Annotated in this window: 20 protein-coding genes, 1 other RNA gene and 1 other annotated feature; of the genes, 9 read left to right on the forward strand and 12 right to left on the reverse strand. The window is 53.4% G+C overall.

The genetic code is table 11. The features are described from left to right. Nucleotides 1-71 precede the first annotated feature (71 nt). A complete protein-coding gene (tesB, locus tag AC790_RS02580; protein ID WP_049850820.1) occupies nt 72-935 on the reverse strand; it encodes an acyl-CoA thioesterase II in 864 nt (287 codons plus the stop codon). Nucleotides 936-1,140: 205 nt separating this feature from the next. Here tesB and AC790_RS02585 point away from each other — a divergent pair, with 205 nt between their 5' ends. Further along, nucleotides 1,141-1,698, forward strand: coding sequence for a YbaY family lipoprotein (locus tag AC790_RS02585; RefSeq protein ID WP_007886942.1), 558 nt, complete (start codon nt 1,141-1,143; stop codon nt 1,696-1,698). A gap of 180 nt (nt 1,699-1,878) precedes the next feature. Here the strand turns inward: AC790_RS02585 and AC790_RS02590 are convergent, their stop codons facing one another. Then, nucleotides 1,879-2,190 (reverse strand): MGMT family protein, encoded by a 312-nt coding sequence (locus tag AC790_RS02590; RefSeq protein ID WP_049850821.1) that lies wholly within the window; start codon nt 2,188-2,190, stop codon nt 1,879-1,881. A 178-nt stretch (nt 2,191-2,368) separates the two neighbouring features. On the opposite strand from AC790_RS02590, the gene ffs reads away from it, so the two are divergent. Then, nucleotides 2,369-2,465, forward strand: an RNA gene (gene ffs, locus AC790_RS24080) — signal recognition particle sRNA small type. 130 nt (nt 2,466-2,595) lie between these two features. On the opposite strand, the gene AC790_RS02595 is transcribed toward ffs, so the two are convergent. From AC790_RS02595 to AC790_RS02605, 3 genes are all read right to left on the reverse strand, one after another. Then, the gene (locus AC790_RS02595; protein ID WP_007886938.1) at nt 2,596-2,814 is read right to left on the reverse strand and encodes an HHA domain-containing protein; all 219 of its coding nucleotides are present in this window, start codon (nt 2,812-2,814) and stop codon (nt 2,596-2,598) included. A 24-nt stretch (nt 2,815-2,838) separates the two neighbouring features. After that, nucleotides 2,839-3,216 (reverse strand): Hha toxicity modulator TomB, encoded by a 378-nt coding sequence (gene tomB / locus AC790_RS02600; protein WP_007886936.1) that lies wholly within the window; start codon nt 3,214-3,216, stop codon nt 2,839-2,841. Nucleotides 3,217-3,362: 146 nt separating this feature from the next. Then, nucleotides 3,363-3,716: a hypothetical protein gene (locus AC790_RS02605; protein WP_049850822.1), complete on the reverse strand. Its 354-nt coding sequence runs from the start codon at nt 3,714-3,716 to the stop codon at nt 3,363-3,365. A 340-nt stretch (nt 3,717-4,056) separates the two neighbouring features. Between AC790_RS02605 and AC790_RS02610 the strand changes: the two genes are divergently transcribed. From AC790_RS02610 to AC790_RS02620, 3 genes are read left to right on the forward strand one after another with little or no spacing between them, the layout of a single operon-like run. Next, nucleotides 4,057-4,707 carry a metal ABC transporter ATP-binding protein gene (locus AC790_RS02610; RefSeq protein WP_049851205.1) on the forward strand — a complete coding sequence of 217 codons (651 nt, stop codon included), beginning with the start codon at nt 4,057-4,059 and terminating at the stop codon, nt 4,705-4,707. Beyond that, nucleotides 4,704-5,543, forward strand: coding sequence for a metal ABC transporter permease (locus tag AC790_RS02615; protein ID WP_049850823.1), 840 nt, complete (start codon nt 4,704-4,706; stop codon nt 5,541-5,543). The genes AC790_RS02610 and AC790_RS02615 overlap by 4 nt, the downstream gene beginning before the upstream one ends. A gap of 23 nt (nt 5,544-5,566) precedes the next feature. After that, on the forward strand, nt 5,567-6,445 hold the full coding sequence (locus tag AC790_RS02620; RefSeq protein ID WP_049850824.1) for a metal ABC transporter substrate-binding protein: 879 nt from the start codon (nt 5,567-5,569) through the stop codon (nt 6,443-6,445). A 44-nt stretch (nt 6,446-6,489) separates the two neighbouring features. Here AC790_RS02620 and ykgO read toward each other — a convergent pair whose 3' ends face one another. The 4 genes from ykgO to AC790_RS02635 all read right to left on the reverse strand — a co-directional run bounded on the left by ykgO (nt 6,490) and on the right by AC790_RS02635 (nt 11,412). After that, a complete protein-coding gene (gene ykgO / locus AC790_RS24085) occupies nt 6,490-6,630 on the reverse strand; it encodes a type B 50S ribosomal protein L36 (protein WP_007886922.1) in 141 nt (46 codons plus the stop codon). Between the two features lie 15 nt (nt 6,631-6,645). Next, entirely contained in the window at nt 6,646-6,903 is a 258-nt protein-coding gene (locus AC790_RS02625; RefSeq protein ID WP_007886920.1) for a type B 50S ribosomal protein L31, read from the reverse strand. 151 nt (nt 6,904-7,054) lie between these two features. Continuing rightward, the gene (locus tag AC790_RS02630; RefSeq protein ID WP_007886918.1) at nt 7,055-10,204 is read right to left on the reverse strand and encodes a multidrug efflux RND transporter permease subunit AcrB; all 3,150 of its coding nucleotides are present in this window, start codon (nt 10,202-10,204) and stop codon (nt 7,055-7,057) included. Between the two features lie 17 nt (nt 10,205-10,221). Beyond that, nucleotides 10,222-11,412 carry an efflux RND transporter periplasmic adaptor subunit gene (locus AC790_RS02635; RefSeq protein ID WP_049850825.1) on the reverse strand — a complete coding sequence of 397 codons (1,191 nt, stop codon included), beginning with the start codon at nt 11,410-11,412 and terminating at the stop codon, nt 10,222-10,224. Nucleotides 11,413-11,554: 142 nt separating this feature from the next. Here AC790_RS02635 and acrR point away from each other — a divergent pair, with 142 nt between their 5' ends. Next, nucleotides 11,555-12,193 (forward strand): multidrug efflux transporter transcriptional repressor AcrR, encoded by a 639-nt coding sequence (acrR, locus tag AC790_RS02640; RefSeq protein WP_007886915.1) that lies wholly within the window; start codon nt 11,555-11,557, stop codon nt 12,191-12,193. On the opposite strand, the gene rsmS is transcribed toward acrR, so the two are convergent. Genes rsmS through priC form a run of 3 tightly spaced genes read right to left on the reverse strand, consistent with a single transcriptional unit; the run spans nt 12,180 to nt 13,156 of the window. Further along, a complete protein-coding gene (rsmS, locus tag AC790_RS24090) occupies nt 12,180-12,338 on the reverse strand; it encodes a pleiotropic regulatory protein RsmS (RefSeq protein ID WP_072093388.1) in 159 nt (52 codons plus the stop codon). The two genes, acrR and rsmS, sit on opposite strands and share 14 nt — an antisense overlap. A gap of 8 nt (nt 12,339-12,346) precedes the next feature. Further along, on the reverse strand, nt 12,347-12,592 hold the full coding sequence (locus AC790_RS02645; RefSeq protein WP_007886909.1) for a GlsB/YeaQ/YmgE family stress response membrane protein: 246 nt from the start codon (nt 12,590-12,592) through the stop codon (nt 12,347-12,349). A gap of 51 nt (nt 12,593-12,643) precedes the next feature. Then, entirely contained in the window at nt 12,644-13,156 is a 513-nt protein-coding gene (gene priC / locus AC790_RS02650; RefSeq protein WP_049850826.1) for a primosomal replication protein PriC, read from the reverse strand. Between the two features lie 57 nt (nt 13,157-13,213). Between priC and AC790_RS02655 the strand changes: the two genes are divergently transcribed. The 3 genes from AC790_RS02655 (at nt 13,214) to dnaX (ending at nt 16,456) form a co-directional block, all read left to right on the forward strand. Continuing rightward, nucleotides 13,214-13,603, forward strand: a complete 390-nt coding sequence (locus AC790_RS02655) for a DUF454 family protein (RefSeq protein ID WP_007886905.1) — start codon at nt 13,214-13,216, stop codon at nt 13,601-13,603. Between the two features lie 143 nt (nt 13,604-13,746). Further along, on the forward strand, nt 13,747-14,298 hold the full coding sequence (gene apt, locus AC790_RS02660) for an adenine phosphoribosyltransferase (protein WP_049850827.1): 552 nt from the start codon (nt 13,747-13,749) through the stop codon (nt 14,296-14,298). A 151-nt stretch (nt 14,299-14,449) separates the two neighbouring features. Then, the gene (gene dnaX / locus AC790_RS02665) at nt 14,450-16,456 is read left to right on the forward strand and encodes a DNA polymerase III subunit gamma/tau (RefSeq protein ID WP_049850828.1); all 2,007 of its coding nucleotides are present in this window, start codon (nt 14,450-14,452) and stop codon (nt 16,454-16,456) included. Continuing rightward, nucleotides 15,798-15,859 (forward strand) — a sequence feature (DnaX frameshifting element). Its footprint overlaps the gene before it by 62 nt. Nucleotides 16,457-16,458: the final 2 nt, after the last annotated feature.

Genomic DNA, 16,458 nt, shown 5'->3' on the forward strand with positions numbered 1-16,458 from the left:
TCGTCGGGTTAAAGAAGAGCAGTGCGCTAAAATTATAAGAAAACAGAGGGGCGATGATTTCGCCCCTTTTTTTATGCCTCGCGCTGACGCATTACACCTTCCTGAACGGTGGTGGCCACCAGCCGGCCATCTTGCGTATAAAACTCACCACGCACAAATCCGCGTGCACCTGATGCAGATGTACTCACCACGCTGTACAGCAGCCACTGTGACAAGTCGAATGGGCGATGAAACCACATAGAGTGATCGATGGTGGCAACCTGCATATCAGCCTCAAGGAAGCCTTTACCGTGCGGCTGTAGCGCGACTGGCAAGAAGTTGAGATCCGAGGCATAACCGAGCAGATACTGATGAATGCGACGATCGTCCGGCAGCTCGCCGTTAGCGCGAATCCACACCTGGCGCAGCGGTTCGTCGACGTGACCTTTCAACGGGTTATGAATCTGCACCGGGCGGATATCCAGAGGACGTTCGGCGAGGAATTTCTCTTTTAATTTCAGCGGCAAATGTGCGGCCAGCTTTTTCGCCAAATCCTGCTCCGATGGCAGATTATCCGGGCCTGGCACCTGCGGCATGCTGTTTTGATGTTCGAAGCCAGTTTCTGGAGCCTGGAACGATGCCGTCATGTAGAAAATCGGCTGGCCATTCTGCACGGCGCTGACGCGGCGCGCACTGAAGCTTTTGCCATCTCGCAGCGTTTCGACATCATAAATAATGGCTTTCTGGCTATCGCCTGGACGCAGAAAGTAGCTGTGGAAGGAGTGAATAATGCGTTCTTCCGGCACCGTTTGTTTCGCAGCGTATAGTGCCTGTCCCACTACCTGACCACCAAACACCTGGCGCAGGCCAAGGTCTTCGCTCTGACCGCGAAACAGCCCTTCTTCCAGTTTTTCCAGATTTAATAAATTAAGCAGGTTGTGCAGTGCCTGACTCATAGCGGATACCTCAGTGTGACTTATCGCGCCAGTGTGAAAGATCCGACCAGTTTCCGTCAATGATTTTGCCGTACTTTCAGCAAGCTGGTTGATGCTTTAGGCGCAATCCCGTTATTTGTGCCAGAATTAAGGGCATTCGGCGGTAGAAAATCCAGGTATTAAATTTACCGCCGACAATCATAGTGTTCATAAGGAGACGACATCGATGAAACTCTGGCAAGTTATTAGCGGTATGACCCTGGCCGCAGCGATTACAGGTTGTGCCGACCACAGTAAACCGGTAGCTACCCCAACGCTCGGCTCAGCGGTAGCAGGGCAGCAGGCCGCCATCGCGCAGCCAAATGTCAGTGGTTCGGTGTATATTCGCCAGCGCATTGCGCTGCCGCCGGATTCCGTGCTGACTGTCACGCTCTCTGATGCGTCGCTGGCCGATGCGCCATCGAAGGTGCTGTCGCAGCGCGTAGTGCGTACTGAAGGGAAACAGGCGCCGTTCCAGTTTGTCTTGCCATTTAATCCGGCAGACATTCAACCTAACGCGCGCATTCTGTTAAGTGCGGCCATTTCAATTGATGGCAAGCTGGCGTTTATCACCGATACGGTGAAACCGGTGATTAATCAGGGCGGAACCAAAGCAGAACTGCTGCTAGTGCCGGTGACTAACGTCGCGATGCAAACCCAACCGGGCGCAGCGACTACGGTGCCTTCGACATCACCGACGCAGGTTACGCCATCGGCTTCGGTACCCGCTCCGACGAGTCTTTAAATCGATCAATGGGGCGAGAGAGCGCCGGAAGTCAACGTTGTTCCGTAAAGCCGCTGTCTCGTCCCTGATCGCTCGTCACACGCCATCCATGGCGTGTGCCGCTTTACTCTACAACGATGACTTCCGGCGTATTAAGTTGAGTGCGGTTTGTGGTCTGTCTGAGCGCGTCATATAGCATTGCTAAATTTGCCAACGATATTTTTCCAACTCAATCTCCCCAGCATCAGTTACTTCAATTCCTTCCGCTTCTAACGCATCACGCTGACGAAACAGATCGTCGCCCTGCAGAGAAATACGACCATGGCGATTGATGACGCGAAACCAGGGCAATTTGCTGCCTTCTGGCAAACGGCGTAATACGCCACCCACCTGACGAGCTGCACGTGGCGAACCTGCCAGCTGGGCAACATCACCGTAAGTGATGACTTTTCCTGGCGGAATGGCCGCAATAATCTGCCAGACGCGCTGAGAGAAATTGTTCTGGTCGCTCATGTGCGCACCTATTTTTATTGAAGAAAGGGCAAACTTTAGCATGCAGAAGGGTAGACAGCAGCGCTTAGCTGTGTGCTTGTGCAAGAAACCAACGGTTGTCTGGCCTACGCTTGCAATTGCCAGGGGGTTACTTGATAATGCCTGCGCTCTCGAAATGAGGGCTCGTCAATGGGGGCCCTGTTGGTTCTCCCGCAACGCTAACTTGTGAACTCGGTCAGATCCGGAAGGAAGCAGCCGCAGCAGGCGACGCGTGTGCCGGGATGTAGCTGGCAGGGCCCCCACCCATTTTATCTCCCTTCAGAAATCCCACAGAATTTAACCCATAGAGAAATCTGGCACTCCTTTGCCGGTGAATCAATCCTTGATAAAACGATGACGTTGCAGAATGGCTGTTAGAGGAAAATCTTAGCGGACGAACTTCCAGACAGAAACCGGTACTTTATCGTAAAGCTTATTCATGGTCAGTTCAGCCAGACGGTGATCGGCTGCCGAATAGAATACCGCGAGTTCATTATCAGGTAATTCGTACTTGTTTTTTTCGATCACCCGTTCAAGGGTATCGATTGAGCGACAGCGGCGCAGTCGCATCAAATAATCTGTTTTGGTTAAGGCTTGGTTGCTCATAAATAAACCGGTCTCAGTCTGGTGCTAAAAGGAATGGCTAGGTTGTTGGAGATAAGCACACTCTTCGGCAAACAGATTAAATAAGCGTTTTGCTGAACGCTGCCACCGTTGTAGATCCTGAGTATTGATTCCATAGCTGCTGAACAGCATAAAGGTATCGTCAAGATATTCATCGATTTGCGTAATCAGGGCTTCATCTTCAACGTGCTTAATTTTGTAATTCATCGTGAAAGAAGCGATATGCTCAATCAAATCGTTGAGCTGTAAATTGCTTTCAGAAGTAGGATCATTAACCCAGCCATGATGGCTATCAGTCAATGTCGCCATACTTTCATCGAACAAGTTCTCACACAGGTATTTAAGCTGGGCAATATCATGCCGTTTCGGTGAGTATTCGTCCATCTTTTTCCCCTCCATAGCTAGCACAGTTACCGCAGCGCGGCGAGATTAGGAAAAGCTACCAGGAAGCGATCACGAATAAAGCGTATTCAGCGACTCCTTAAATGTAATCCACAATCATTAGCTTTGCTCACCTCAATTACCAAATATTACAATTCGTCGGCAGGAGAGGGGCGGGTATTGTCAATCACTTCAAACACCAGTGCGCCGGGGTTTACCTGGAACATCACTTCTTCACGACGCGTAAACGTTTCATTTAAATCCAGGCAAGGATTAAATAAATTCCAGTTGAAATCGTAAAGCATTTTAAATCGATTATTGTCGGTTGGTTGAATAGAAATAATCTGGAAGCTGTCCGGAACTAATTGCGCGTTTTGAGAATACCACTGTAAATCACCGGCTAATGCCTCGGCTATTTTGAGAATATTCCCCTGGATAATTCTTACTAACTTTTCGCAATCGTCCTCATCCACAGCAATATCACAATGAATAATAGACGGCATTTTGTATCCAGTAAAAGAATGATGTTTCTATCATTGAGCTTCTTGCCCGACATTGCAAGTCGCTAATAAACAGAAAGAGTAATCGTTGTGATGGGTTTCATAACTCAATCAAGTAAAAACGGTGAATTACCGGGAATACCTTCGCCAGCGGTCAACTTTTGAAACACTTTTACTCAGGCGCAATGAAGGCGGAATCGAGTACCATTGTTGTTATGTTATAACATTATTGGTTGTTGAGTATGAATCACAGCGGTTTACTTCTATCCCTTGGCGGCCGATTACTGGTCGCGCTGGCGTTGATTGCCTTTCTGGCGCTGGCATTATGGTGGGGAATGCAGAAATGATGCATTTCAACCGCTTACAGGCAGGTTATCAGGGGCGGGCGGTAACGCCAGTTATTAACGGCGAGCTGACCAAGGGCAGCATGACGGCGCTGATTGGTGCTAATGGCAGCGGAAAATCGACCTTATTGAAAACCATTGCCGGTTTATTGCCGCCAATTTCCGGTCACTGTGAATTGCAGATTCAGCGCAAAGCGCTGGGGTGGCTACCGCAGCGCAGCGAACTTGAAACGCGTTTTCCTCTTACGGCTTATGAACTGGTGGCGATGGGATGCTGGCCGCGCTGCGGCTGGTTCGGCAGCATCAATCGGTCCTTATGCAAAGAAATTGACGCAGCGCTGGATGCGGTCCAGATGCGTGAGTTTGCTGATGCTCAACCTTCTACCTTATCCGGTGGACAACTGCAGCGCGTGCTGTTCGCGCGTCTGATGCTGCAGCGCAGCCAGCTCTGGCTGCTGGATGAACCCTTCAACGGTATTGATACGCAAACCGTCACGCTGCTGATGTCCATTCTCGAACAGCAGCAGCGAGCGGGAACCACATTATTGGTGGTACTGCACGATCGCCCGCTGGTGGCGCGTTATTTTCAGGATGTGTTGTCACTGGATGACGCCGCACACGCTCCGCAATTGCGCAAGGTGGCGTCGTGACATTAATTCAGCCTTTTATCGAATTCGGTTTCATGCGCCGTGCGCTAGTCGCCTGCGTGGCACTGGCGATCAGCGCAACTCCGCTGGGCGTGTTCCTTTCACTGCGGCGCATGAGTTTGGTGGGCGATGCGCTATCACATGCCGTATTACCCGGCGCGGCGATGGGTTATCTGGTATCGGGATTATCGCTGGTGGCGATGGGCATTGGCGGCCTGATTGCCGGTTTGGCAGTGGCGCTGCTCTCCGGCGCGGTTAGCCGTTATACGCACTTGAAAGAGGATGCCAGTTTTTCTGGCTTCTACCTCGGTTCGCTCGCGCTCGGTGTCACGCTGGTGTCGCTACGGGGTTCCAGCGTCGATCTTCTGCACGTGTTATTTGGATCGCTGCTGGCGGTGGATAACGCGGCGATTCTGTTGGTCGGCGGCATTGCGGCTTTCACTTTGCTGCTGCTGGCGGTGATCTTCCGTCCGCTGGTGATAGATGCATTCGATCCCGATTTCCTGCGCGCCCAGGGCAAATGGAGCGCGCCGCTGGTGCACGGGTTGTTCCTGATGCTGGTGGTGCTCAATCTGGTGGCAGGCTTTCAGGTGCTGGGCACGCTGATGTCAGTGGGATTGATGATGTTACCTGCAACCAGCGCGCGCTTCTGGAGCCGCCATCTCGCCTGCATGCTCGGCATCGCCATGCTGCTGGCGATCGTCTCTGCGTTTATCGGCCTGATTCTATCGTGGCATTTCTCGCTGCCGGCTGGACCTGCGGTAGTGCTGAGTGCTGCGGTGCTCTTTCTACTTTCTGTTTTGACAGGACCATGTGGCGGCCTGTTGCGCCGCCGATAACGAAACCAATAAAGGGGATATGAATGAAAAAGTTACCGCTGAGTTTGGCGATTAGCGCCATGCTGATTAGCCCGCTGGCGCTGGCCAAAAGCGTTGATGTTGTGGCGAGCTTTACCGTGCTGGCAGATATCGTGAAGCAGGTAGGTGGCGAGCACGTTAATGTGAAATCGTTAGTTGGCCCAAATGGCGATCCGCACACCTTCGAACCCACGCCGCAGGATAGCCAGGCGCTGTCGCAGGCTGATGTGGTGTTCGTTAGTGGTTTAGGCATGGAAGGGTGGATGGATCGCCTGATCAGCGCTTCAGGCTACAAAGGCACAATTGTGGTGGCATCGAATGGCGTGAACACGCGCAAGATGGAAGAGGACGGTAAAAGCATCACCGATCCGCACGCGTGGAACAGTATGCAAAACGGTGTGATTTACGCCACGAATGTGATGAATGCGCTGATCAAAGCAGATCCTGAAGATGCAGCGGATATTCGCAAAAGCGGTGAAAGCTACATTCAGCAATTACAGAAGCTGGATAGCTGGGCGAAAACCGCGTTTGCTGAAGTGCCGAAGAACAAACGTAAAGTGCTGACCAGCCACGATGCCTTTGGCTATTTCGGCCAACGTTACGGTGTTAGCTTCCTTGCGCCCGTAGGCTTTTCAACCGAAGCAGAAGCCAGCGCCAGCGATGTGGCCTCGATCATCAAACAGCTAAAGGCCGAGCACATTAATACCTACTTTATGGAGAATCAAACCGATCCGCGTCTGGTAAAACAGATCGCCAACGAAACGGGGGCAAAGCCGGGCGGGGAACTCTATCCGGAAGCGTTGTCTGAAGCTGATGGTCCAGCGGCGACCTATGTGGCCGCGTTCAAACACAATGTTGACGCCATTCTGCATAGCATGAAGTAAAAAAAAGGCCGGGGAGCATCCCGGCCAATTATCACGACACATTCCTACCTTTTTTTCTTTCTTCCCTGAACCGCCTTAAAGCGCGGATTGGTTTTACAAATCACATAGATGCGACCTTTACGACGCACCACTTTGCAATCTTTATGGCGCGACTTCGCAGAGCGCAATGAACTCAATACCTGCATGCCTAATCCCCCGTGTTACTTGTTACGCGTCAGGAAGCTGCCAAAACGCTGATTGAAGCGCGCGGTGCTGCCCTCTTTGGCAAAATCTTTTTGTTTACCGGTGTAGAACACGTGGGATTTTGAGGAAACATCCAGCGTGACGTACGGCAGCACTTCACCTTCATACTCGATGGTGCGCTCGGTTTTGATGGTGGAGCCGACTTTGAAGTATTCGTTAGCTGACGTGTCGTGGAACACCACAGCGCGATAATGGGGATGAATATCCGGTTTCATAGTAACCTCGTTATGTAATGTTATACTATAACAATAGTATGAACCCGAAGCATGATGAATGCAACCGCATTAAACACAGGTGTTTTTTTGCAGGGTGGTGAAGGGGTAATAAAAAAGGCCGCATCAGCGGCCTTTTCGGTAAGGGTAAAACTTAGTGTTTATGCTCGACAGGATGACCCTGTTCAATATCACCTTTGTTCTTACTGAAGCGGCGGCGAACCACCACGAAGAACACCGGAACGAAGAAGATAGCCAGCGCAGTTGCTGTTACCATCCCGCCCATAACGCCAGTACCTACCGCATTCTGCGCGCCAGAACCCGCACCAGTACTGATCGCCAGCGGCATTACGCCGAGGATAAAGGCGAGTGAGGTCATCAGAATCGGACGCAGACGCATACGGGATGCTTCCAGCGTTGATTCAACCAACCCTTTGCCTTCCTTCTCCATCAAATCCTTAGCAAATTCGACAATCAGGATGGCGTTCTTCGCCGACAATCCTATGGTGGTCAACAAGCCCACCACAAAGTAGACGTCGTTGCTCAGGCCACGCAGCGTAGTAAACAGCAGTGCGCCGACGACACCCAGCGGTACGACTAACATGACCGAGAATGGAATCGACCAGCTCTCATACAGCGCCGCCAGACACAAGAACACCACAATCAGCGAGATGGCATACAGCGCCGGTGCCTGGTTGCCAGACAAGCGTTCCTGATAGGACATGCCGGTCCAGTCATAACCGATACCTGCAGGCAGTTTTCCGGCCAACTCTTCCATCAGGTTCATGGCATCACCGGAGCTCTTGCCTGGCGCTGCCTGGCCAAGGATCTCCATCGATGGCAAGCCGTTATAACGCTCCAGACGCGGCGAACCATACTGCCACTTCGCCGAAGAGAAGGCGGAGAACGGAACCATGGTGCCGCCACTGTTGCGCACGAACCACTTACTGATATCGTCCGGCAACATACGCGAATCGGCCTCGCCCATGACGTACACTTTCTTCACGCGACCACGATCGATGAAGTCGTTAACGTAAGAGCCACCCCATGCTGAACCCAGCGTGGTATTGATGTCAGACAACGACACACCCAGTGCCTGCGCTTTTTCCTGATCGATAATCAGTTTGTACTGTGGCGTATCTTCCATACCATTTGGACGTACGCCAACCAGCGTATCCGGATGCTGGGCAATCATGCCAAACAGCTGATTACGCGCGGCGGTCAGCTTCTCGTGACCCAGGTTACCCTGATCGGTCAGCATGAAGTCAAAGCCGGTGGCGTTACCCAGTTCGATAATCGCTGGCAGGTTGAACGGGAATACCATTGCATCTTTGATCTGACCGAGCGCCTGCATGGCACGTCCGGCAATCGCAGGTACTTTCAGGTTAGCATCGCCACGCTCATCCCACGGCTTGAGGCTGACGAACGCAATACCGGTATTTTGTCCACGACCGGCAAAGCCGAAGCCGTTAACGGTAAACACCGAATTCACGCTGTCTTTCTCTTTGGTCAGGAAGTAATCGGTTACCTGATCCAATACCTTCTGGGTACGTTCCTGGGTTGCACCGGCCGGCAGCTGCGCCTGCGCCAGTAACAGACCCTGATCCTCTTCCGGCAGGAATGAGGTAGGCAGTTTCAGGAACATGTAGGCCATGCCGACAACGATAATGAGATAAATCAGCAGGTAGCGACCGGTACTGCGCACGATATGACCGACACTATCGACATAGTGGTTGGTGCTCTTATCGAACATACGGTTAAACCAGCCGAAGAAACCGGTGGTTTTACCGTGGTTGCCTTTTGCCACTGGCTTCAGCAGGGTGGCACACAGCGCTGGCGTCAGAATCAACGCCACCAGTACCGACAGCGCCATCGCGGAAACGATGGTGATCGAGAACTGGCGATAGATTACGCCGGTTGAACCGCCGAAGAACGCCATTGGAATAAACACCGCAGACAGCACCAGTGCGATACCCACCAGCGCGCCCTGGATCTGCTCCATCGAACGCTTAGTGGCCTCTTTAGGCGGTAAGCCCTCTTCGGCCATCACACGTTCAACGTTCTCTACTACCACGATGGCGTCATCTACCAGCAGGCCGATAGCGAGCACCATCCCGAACATCGTCAGGGTGTTTATCGAGTAGCCAAAGGCGCTGATAACCGCAAAGGTACCGAGCAAGACGACCGGAACGGCGATGGTTGGAATCAGCGTTGCACGGAAGTTCTGCAGGAACAGATACATCACCAGGAACACCAGCACGATCGCTTCAAACAGCGTTTTCACCACTTCGAAAATCGAAATTTTAACGAACGGCGTGGTGTCGTACGGATAAACGGTTTTCATGCCTTCCGGGAAGAACGGCTCCAGCTTCTTCAGTTCGCCTTTAACCGCATCGGCGGTATCCAGCGCGTTAGCACCAGTTGCCAATTTGATCCCGATACCTGAAGCCGGTTTGCCATTGTAACGCGCGATGATCTCGTAGTTTTCACCACCCAATTCAATCTTCGCTACATCACGCAAGCGCACCTGCGAACCATCCTGATTCACTTTCAGCAAGATATTGCCGAACTCGTCTGTTGATGTCAGACGGGTTTGCGCAATGATCGAGGCATTCAGCTGCTGGCCTGGTACCGGTGGCGTACCACCTAACTGACCTGCGGCAATCTGGGTGTTCTGCACTTGCAGCGCGCTGATCACATCCACCGGTGTCAGCTGATAGTTATTCAGCTTGTGGGGATCGAGCCAGATACGCATCGCATACTGCGCACCAAACACCTGGGTATCACCCACGCCCGGCATACGGCTGACCGGATCTTTGATGTTAGAAGCGACATAGTCAGAAATATCATTCTGCGTCATGGTGCCGTCATCACTGACGAAACCGGCCACCATCAGGAAGCTACTGGAAGATTTCTTAACCTGAATCCCCTGTTGCTGCACCTCTTGTGGCAATAACGGCGTGGCCAGCTGCAGTTTGTTCTGCACCTGAACCTGCGCAATATCGGCATCAGTACCAGACTGGAAGGTTAGCGTCAGCGTCAACGTACCTGACGAGTCGCTGCTCGAGGACATATACATCAGTCCATCGATACCGTTCATGTTTTGCTCAATGACCTGGGTCACCGAATCTTGCAGCGTTTTCGCATCAGCACCCGGGTAGGTCGCCTGGATTTCAACCGCCGGCGGCGCAACATTGGGATATTGCTCAATCGGCAGGCTGATAATCGATAGCACACCGGCCAGCATAATGATGATGGCGAGCACCCACGCAAAAATGGGGCGATCAATAAAGAACTTAGCCATGTATCAGTGGCTCCTGTTTATGACGATGATTTAGCAGACGGTGATTCTGGCGCAGCTTTGGCATCGTCGGAGACTTCTTGTGGCGTCACCTGCGCACCCGGTTTGGCACGCTGGATACCGGTGGTGATCACCCGATCGCCTTCTTTCAGACCTTCCGTCACCAGCCATTTGTCGCCAAATGCCTGATTAGCGGTGATGTTACGTGATTCCACTTTGTTATCTGCGCCAACTACCATTGCCGTAGCCTGACCGGTTGGAGTACGGGTTACGCCCTGTTGCGGTACCAGCAATGCGGTTGGGTTGGTGCCTTCATCCAGACGTGCGCGAACAAACATACCTGGCAGCAGGCGATTGTCCGGATTCGGGAAGATGGCGCGCAGCGTAATAGAACCGGTGGTTTCATCCACGCTTACATCAGAGAATTCCAATGTGCCTGACTGGCTATATGCGCTACCGTTTTGCATCAGCAGGGTGACGTTGGCCTTACCGTCATTCTGTTTCAGCTGACCGGATTCCAGCTCTGCGCGCAAACGCAGGAAATCATCGCTGGATTGGGTCACGTCAACATACATAGGATCGAGCTGCTGCACGGTTGCTAACGCGGTGGTTTGCCCATTTGAAACCAGTGCACCTTCGGTCACTGACGATTTACCAATACGACCGCTGATTGGCGAGGTCACTTTGGTATAGGCCAGATTGATGCGGGCGGTTTCCACATTGGCACGCGCCGCCTGAGCGGCAGCCGCAGTCTGCGCTGCAGTGCCTGCTGCGGTGTCATAATCCTGCTGACTAATGTACTTGGTACCCAGCAGCGGCTTATAACGCGTAATGGTTAACTGCGCGACGCGGGCATTGGCTTCTGCCTGCGCTAAATCGGCTTTGGCACTGTCATAGGCTGCCTGATAGGTGGCGGGATCGATTTGATACAGCGATTGACCGGCCTTTACATCACTACCTTCAACAAAATTACGCTTGAGAATTATACCTGACACCTGAGGGCGAACTTCCGCAACGCGGAAGGCCGAGGTACGGCCCGGCAGCTCAGTAGTAATTTTCAAGGGTTCGTTTTTTAACGTCACAACACCCACTTCTGGGGGCTGCTGCTGGGCGGCTTGCTGGGATTTATTATCATCACATCCTGTTAACACAAAGCTGCCTGAAAGCATCAGGACGGCCGCCAGAGGCGCTAATCCTCTGTTTTTATTCATAAATAAACCTCTAGTGTCCGATATCAAATGATCAATGGATCACAAACCGATAAACCCATTGCTGCGTTAAAACACGGGTCGTGCTATGGTACATACATTCACAAATGTATGTAAACTTACAAGTTTGTAAAAAAAGCCCAGCATGGCACGAAAAACCAAAGCGCAAGCTCTTGAAACACGGCATCAAATTCTTGACGCCGCATTAGCACACTTTTCCGAACACGGTGTGGCCGCCACGTCTCTGGCGGATATCGCAACAGCAGCCGGCGTCACGCGCGGTGCTATTTACTGGCATTTCAAAAATAAAGCCGATCTATTACATGAGATCTGGCTACGTTGTGACGCTGGGCTGGACGATGTGGAACTTGAGTATCAGACAAAATACCCTGGCGATCCACTTTCTGTTGTCCGTTCGATGTTGATCTATATCCTTGACGCCACAGCAAAGGATCCGCAAAGACGCGCATTAATGGAGATTATCTTTCATAAATGTGAATTTGTTGGCGAAATGTCGACCTTACAGGATATGCAGCAGAGCTTACTGCAAGAGTGTTACGATCGAATTGAAAACGTGCTACGTCTCTGTATTGATGCCGGTCAGTTGCCTGCGGGCCTCAATACACGCCAGGCCGCGCTACTGATGCGGGGCTATATCAATGGCATGATGGAAAGCTGGTTGTTCAACCCGCAAAGCTTTGATCTGGCAGAAGATGCACCGCAGCTGGTGGATGCCTTTCTCGATATGCTACGGCTGAGTCCAACGCTGCTTAGTCCGCCTTAACTTCCGCCGCTTGTTTTTGCTCATAATCATGTTGAACGATCGTCAACGCCGCCAGTACGGTAGCGGTGGGGACGTTATTCTCTTCAAGCAGTTGAATCAAATCGACGGCAAGCTTGATTTCGTCCGGTGCGCTGTCCAGTGACATTTTTTCTCCTAAATACGTAATTTCGCCGCGACCAGCAGCATTAACAGTGCGCCGAGCAGCGCTGCGGCGAAACCGGCCGGATGCAAGGTGGCGAGATCGCCGGTAGTAAAGTAAGTAGCGATATAGCCACCAATGAGTGCGCCAATCACTGCCAGCACCAGCGTAGGCACGAATCCTCCCGGACGACCGGGAAAAATAACCCGCTTGAGCCAACCCGCGGCTAATCCCATCACAATCCAAAAAACCAGCGTCATGATTTTCTCCTCCTGCGCATCGCAACGAGTATAGAGGAAAAAGCGCCGTGCTTAGCGCGAGGTAAACTGTAATTCCAGTTTGTAGATGGCGGCACGACAGCGCGCCAGACGCTCCTGTAACTGATCAACTTCACGGATCAGTTGCTGCTGAACGCTCAGGGTTTCAGCCCGCGCCAGATGCTGTTCACGTTGCTGAATCATCGCCAGCAGTCGCTGTTCAAAGCCTTGGTACTCTTCGCGTTTTTTTTGACGTGAATCGATGCGCGGACGCTCACGCTTGACCCGCAGCTGTTGGCTCTCGCATTCGCGTTGCAAGGCGGCGATCTGATCCAGTACTTTCTCTGCCAGCCACTGACGGCGCGCCACATCGCTATCGGCTGAGGTTAGTTGTGAAACATTGCTTTCCAACTCGCGCAGATAATCCGCCAGGCGCGTGCCGCTGGTGCGAAATAGCTGAGTGTCAAAACGTGGCTGACGACAGGCACCATCTGGCTGCTGCGCAATCTGCTGGCGCAGTAAATCTAACATGGCATGAAGACGCTGTTGTGCGGGCGGTTGGGGCATCACTCGGTTTCCGACTGTGTTAACGTAACGCTGTTTTGACTCTTTCAGGCATCAGGCATGCAGCGTATTTTACTACTGAGCCTTGGCTGGCTGGCGATTGTGCTAGGTACGCTGGGCATTGTATTACCTTTATTACCCACCACGCCATTTGTGTTGCTGGCGGCCTGGTGTTTTGCGCGCTCGTCGCCACGTTTCCACCACTGGTTGCTGTGGCGATCGCCGTTTGGTCGCTATATTCGCCACTGGCAACAGCATCGCGCCATGCCGCCCGGGGCTAAAGGGCGCGCTATCCTGATGATTGTGGCCACCTTTTCCGTCTCAATCTATCTGGTGAATTTGCTGTGGGTGCGCATTCTGCTGGGCGTAATGCTCGCTCTGCTAGTGCTGTTTATGTGGCGCATTCCGGTTGTGGCAGAGAACGCCGACCCGCCGCAACAGTCGCGTTAGGGTTGCATTTAGCCGGGTATTTGCATAGATTTGGGCATCTTCGTGCGTGGCTTCCCTTATAAACGACTTCGCTTAAGCCGGTTTCCGGTTATTGGCGCTAGAGAAGCTGCGCGTATTAGATATTTTCTCCAGGCGTAACATTTATGACCGCAACTGCGCAGCAGCTTGAACTCATCAAAAACAGCATCAAAAGCATTCCTGACTATCCTAAGCCGGGCATTCTGTTCCGTGACGTGACCAGTCTGATGGAAGATCCGCAGGCCTATGCCGCGTCGATCGCCATTCTGGTTGAGCGTTATCGTGACAAAGGCATCACCAAGGTGGTGGGGACTGAGGCGCGTGGCTTCCTGTTTGGTGCGCCTGTCGCGTTGGGTTTGGGCGTGGGTTTTGTGCCGGTGCGTAAGCCAGGCAAACTGCCGCGTGAAACCTTCAGTGAAAGTTATGAGCTGGAGTACGGCACCGACGCGCTCGAGCTGCATAAAGATGCAATCAAGCCGGGCGATGTGGTGCTGGTTGTCGACGATCTGCTGGCAACGGGCGGCACCCTTGAAGCGACAGTAAAATTGATCCGCCGCGCTGGTGGTGAAGTGAAAGACGCCGCCTTTGTGATTAATTTGTTTGACCTGACCGGCGAAGCCCGTCTCACCGCCATGGGCGTTGAGTGCTTTAGCCTGGTCAATTTCCCCGGCCACTAAGGCCTGTGCGCTCCGCTGTGTGGCGGGGCGCAACCTCCGCAAAGTTATCGGTTGCTGATCCGCTTGTGGCTGTTAAACTACTGCCAAAATAAACAGGGTTTGCGAAACCGCATTTTCTCCCTTCTCCCTAAAATCCAGTGATTGAATCCACATGAGCTATCAGGTACTTGCGCGAAAATGGCGTCCCCAGGCTTTCGCTGACGTAGTCGGTCAGGAACATGTGCTGACTGCGCTGGCCAACGGGTTGTCACTGGGACGAATCCATCATGCTTATCTCTTTTCCGGCACCCGCGGCGTAGGTAAAACCTCGATCGCGCGTCTGTTGGCGAAGGGACTTAACTGCGAAACCGGTATCACCTCGACGCCGTGCGGACAATGCGATAACTGCCGCGAAATCGAGCAGGGACGTTTTGTCGATCTGATTGAGATCGATGCCGCATCCCGCACCAAAGTTGAAGACACGCGCGATCTGCTCGATAACGTGCAATATGCCCCGGCGCGTGGGCGCTTCAAGGTCTACCTGATCGATGAAGTGCACATGCTGTCGCGTCACAGCTTTAACGCGCTGCTGAAAACCCTTGAAGAGCCGCCATCACACGTTAAATTCCTGCTGGCGACCACCGATCCGCAGAAGCTGCCGGTGACGATCCTGTCGCGTTGCCTGCAATTCCACCTCAAAGCGCTCGACGTTGAGCAAATCCAGCAACAGCTGGCGCATGTGTTACAGCAAGAGCAAATCGCCGCCGAACCGCGCGCGCTGCATCTGCTGGCCCGCGCCGCTGACGGCAGTATGCGCGATGCACTCAGCCTGACCGATCAGGCGATTGCGATGGGGCAGGGCAGCGTAACGCGCGATAGCGTGGCGCAAATGCTCGGCACGCTCGACGATGAACAGCCGCTGGCGCTGATTGAAGCGCTGGTGGACGGGCAGGGCGAGCAGGTGATGGCGCTGCTGAACCAGGCGGCCTCACGCGGGGTTGAGTGGGAAGCGCTGTTGGTAGAGATGCTGCGTTTACTGCACCGCATAGCGATGGTGCAGCTGTTGCCGAGTTCGCTCAGCGAGGACGATCTCAGTCAGGCCGATCGCCTGCGCGAGTTAGCGCGCGTGCTGCCTCCAGCGGACGTGCAGCTTTACTACCAAACGCTGTTGATGGGACGGAAAGATCTGCCGCTGGCACCGGATCGTCGCTTAGGCGTAGAAATGACGCTGCTGCGTGCCCTGGCATTCCATCCGCAGGCGGCAATTGCCGAGCCGGTAGCGCGTCCAACCTTGACGCCACAAGCCGCGCCACAAGCTGCGTCGCAGGTTGCGACGCCCGCAGCAGCGTCCGCGCCTGTCGCGTCTGCGCCGAAAGCGGCACCGGCTGCACAACCGCATATGGCGCCGCCGGATAATGAGGCGCCGCCGATGTCAGATGATTATCCTGACCTGCAATCTGCGCCCGATCCGCTACCCGACTCCACCAGCCAGTTGTTACAGGCGCGAACGCAGCTGCTGCGTCAGGGAGCCGGCAAAGCAAAAAAGAGTGAGCCGGCAGCGCGTTCCGCGCGGCCGGCGAATCCGGCGCTGGAACGTCTCGCTAGCGTCACTGAACGCGTACAACAACGTGCGGCTGAACCTGCGGTAAAAGCACCGGCTAAACCGGAAGCCTATCGCTGGAAAACCCAGCTGCCGGTTGAGGCGAAGCCTGAACCCGTGGCGACGCCAAAAGCCTTGCGTTCTGCACTTGAGCATGAGAAAACCCCTGAGCTGGCGCTACGTCTGGCGGAAGAGGCTCAGCAGCGCGATGCATGGGCGGCTGAGATTGCCGCGCTGACGCTGCCGAAACTGGTGCAGCAGGTGGCGCTCAACGCGTGGAAAGAGGTGGCGGAAAATGGCATTACGCTGCATCTGCGCAGCAGCCAGCGCCATCTCAATTCTGCTGCTGCTAAGCAGGCGCTCACGGAAGCGTTGAGTCAGTCTGCCGGTCAGCCGGTTGAATTGACTATTATTGAAGACGATAATCCTACGGTATTGACGCCACTGGAGTGGCGTCAGGCCATTTACGAAGAGAAGCTGTCGCAAGCGCGGCAGTCGATCGAAAGCGATACCCACATTCAGACACTGCGTCGCTTCTTCGATGCCGATTTGGATGAAGAGAGTATTCGACCGGTGTGAAC

This window comes from Pantoea sp. RIT-PI-b (genome assembly GCF_001187905.1).
GTDB classification, from domain to species: Bacteria; Pseudomonadota; Gammaproteobacteria; order Enterobacterales; family Enterobacteriaceae; genus Pantoea; species Pantoea nemavictus.